The organism is Spirulina sp. CCY15215, assembly GCF_016888125.1.
GTDB lineage: Bacteria > Cyanobacteriota > Cyanobacteriia > Cyanobacteriales > Spirulinaceae > CCY15215.
Map to the genome: position 1 here is coordinate 1 of NZ_JACSWA010000154.1, position 725 is coordinate 725.

At 42.9% G+C, this 725-nt stretch carries 1 protein-coding gene and 1 pseudogene; one reads left to right on the forward strand and one right to left on the reverse strand.

The window, feature by feature from the left end; all coding sequences use genetic code 11:
- Positions 1 to 401: pseudogene (locus JUI58_RS00730) on the forward strand (hypothetical protein); the annotation flags it as partial.
- A 15-nt stretch (positions 402 to 416) separates the two neighbouring features.
- Here the strand turns inward: JUI58_RS00730 and JUI58_RS26860 are convergent.
- On the reverse strand, positions 417 to 545 hold the full coding sequence (locus tag JUI58_RS26860; protein WP_275414285.1) for a hypothetical protein: 129 nt from the start codon (positions 543 to 545) through the stop codon (positions 417 to 419).
- Positions 546 to 725: the final 180 nt, after the last annotated feature.

Consider the following 725-nt stretch of genomic DNA (forward strand, 5'->3'; position numbering starts at 1 on the left):
AGTTGGGTTTGGGTTTGGGTTTATGGGAAGGCATTTATGAGGGAGTAGAGGGGTTGTGGTTGCGTTTTTATGATGAGGTTGGTAATTGGATTTCTACACCCAATGAACGTGCCGATCGCGAACAACTGGAGAAGGAACGAGAACGACACGAAAAACAACAAGAACGACAACGAGCTATTATGGCTGAAAATGAGCGCGATCGCGAACGAGCAGAGAAAGAACGCGAACGGCTGGAAAAGGAACTTGAAAAACAAAGAGCCGATCGCCAGCAACAAAGAGCTATTCTCGCCGAAAACCAACGCGATCGCGAACGACAACAAAGAGATCGCGCTGAATCTGACTTGCAAAAAATGAGAGAGCGTCTTTTACAATTAGGTATAGATCCTGATTCTCTTTCCTAGGAAGCGCGATCGTACTCAGGTTAAAACATTACTTCCCAAACCATCCACCAAATAATAAGAATCAACATTATTTCGTTCCTGAGAAATCAAATCCAAACCATAGACATAACTCGCATCCAAATTCCCATTGTTATACTCAGCCAAAACCTGAGCATAATGACGATTCTTCTCTAACAGTTTTTTCTTTATTCTTTAAGGTACACTTGTTTTTAGAGTGTTTTAACCTTTCTCTCATGGTTCAACTTCAACCTTCTTACTCCAAGCAGAAATCTCTGCCCACCATGTACGATTTGCCTAGCGAAGACCCGGAGGAACCAGGTTTGC